The organism is Allobosea sp. 05T433 (assembly GCF_056396065.1).
Genome location: NZ_JBFTKS010000092.1, coordinates 1 through 2,192, shown reverse-complemented (window position 1 = coordinate 2,192; position 2,192 = coordinate 1). Strand labels below are relative to the sequence as shown.

1 protein-coding gene is annotated in these 2,192 nt (G+C 64.1%); it reads left to right on the top strand.

Annotation, left to right across the window (positions count from 1 at the left end; all coding sequences use genetic code 11):
• Positions 1–2,192 (top strand): peroxidase family protein (locus tag AC1DGP_RS35105; RefSeq protein ID WP_476833278.1); only part of this gene is annotated, 2,192 nt, incomplete at both ends.

The window sequence follows — 2,192 nt, the reverse complement described above, 5'->3', positions numbered from 1 at the left end:
GCTCCCTTCGCCGCGGCAACGGCGTTAGCTTACGGGCAGGCCGTGACGGCTGCGGGAATTGTACAGACCCAGATCAGCAGCGCGCTTGCGAGCCTGACGGCGCTTCGCGCCGACGTGGCCGCCGATGGCGTCGTCGACRTCKCGACSAMYGCAGGCGACGCCGTCACGGCGGCGACGGCCGCCCTTGCGGCAGCAACCAGCGTCCTGGCTGCGCTTCAGGCGCCCGGCACGGCTGCCGMAGCCGCGGACATTGCCAGCGCCCAGGCCCAGGTGAACGCCCTCACGACCTTCGTGGCGACCGTGACGGCCGTGCAGGGAGCCGTCGGCGACGGCGTCACYATTCCCGAATTCAATACGGTCGTCCTTGCCGAGGGCACCGCCCAGGGSCTGGCGACCGCTGCAGCGGCCAATGCGGTGGCGCTCTCCCAGGCCGTGGCCGACCCGGCCGGCCAGCACCTGGTCAATCTCATCGCGGATGCCGGTCTCGAGTTGTCCAATGATGGTTCGATCCTGATCGAGGACCGTTCGCCCGATGTCGGCCTCTCGCCTCCAAACAGCGCCTGGATGACRTTCTTCGGCCAGTTCTTCGATCACGGCCTCGACCTCGTCACCAAAGGCAGCAACGGCACGATCTACATCCCGCTCCAGGCCGACGATCCGCTGATCGCCGGCCCGGACCATATCCTCGGCAATGCGGACGACCTTGCGCCGGAATTCCGCTTCATGACGTTGTCGCGGGTGACGCCCTTCGACGCCAATGGCAACCCGAATCCGCTGGGAACCGAGTCCCAGAACACGACGACGCCGTTCGTTGACCAGAACCAGACCTACACCTCCAGCGCCTCGCATCAGGTTTTCCTGCGGGAGTACAAGTTCAGCGTGGACGCCGTCGGTAATGATGGCATCGCGGACWCGCATGCCGTGAACACCGGCCACCTGCTCAATGGCGTCCATGGCGGCATTGCAAATTGGGCAGAAGTGAAGGCGCAGGCGGCGGAGAAGCTGGGGCTGGAGTTGAACGACGCCGATGTCCTCGACGTCCCGCAACTCGTCGTCGACGCCTATGGCAAGTTCACGCCGGGCACGCATGGCTATGCCCAGGTCATGGTCAATGTGTTTGAAAACGACGGGGTGACGACCCGCATTTCAACGGTTGCCGTCGAGGGCAAGGCGGGCGGCCTGGACATTCACCACATCCTTCCGAGCGACCTGCCGGCAGGTTTCGTTCCCTTGCCGGGGGCGACTGCAACCGTCTTCCAGGTGATCGGTACCGGTCATGCCTTCCTCAACGACATCGCGCACACTGCTGTACCGGTGGTGATCGGCGGCGTCTTGCAGCCCGACGCCGACAGCATTGTCGGGAACCCCGTCCCGGATGACGGCCAGGGCCATAATCTTCAATACGATGATGAACTGCTCAACTCGCATTTCCTGACCGGCGACGGCCGCGGCAACGAGAACATCGGGCTGACCGCGGTTCACACGATCTTCCATTCCGAGCACAATCGCCTCGTCGAGGCGAACAAGGAYACSATCATCGCCTCYGGCGACGTGGCCATCGTCAATCAATGGCTCGCCGCCGATCCCGACAACGCCCGGACGGCGATCAGTCAGGTCGAGCTCGATGCCATCAACGCGCTGACCGACCCGTTGGCAAAGGCTGCGGCGATCGATGCCTTGGACTGGGATGGCGAGCGTCTGTTCCAGGCCGCCCGCTTCGTCACCGAGATGCAATACCAGCATCTCGTGTTCGAGGAGTTCGCGCGGCGCATTCAGCCGAATGTCGATCCGTTCGTCTTCACCAACTCGGCCGATCTGAATCCGGCGATCGTCGCCGAGTTTGCCCACACCGTCTATCGCTTCGGCCATTCGATGCTGGTCGATACCGTGGACCGGCTCGACAATGATCTCTCGCTCGTCAACAGCGACAACGCTTCGGCCGATGATGCGCAGCAGGTCGGCCTGATCCAGGCCTTCCTCAATCCGCAGGAATTCACCGCCGGCGGCGTCGTCCGGGATAGCCTTGGGGSCCCYGTCGGATTCAGCGACGAGGTGGCRACCGGTGCGCTSATCCGCGGCATGTCYCGTTCGGTCGGCAATGAAATCGACGAATTCGTCGTCGAAGCCTTGCGGAACAATCTGCTCGGACTGCCGCTCGATCTTCCCGCCTTGAACCTCGCCCGGGCTCGCGA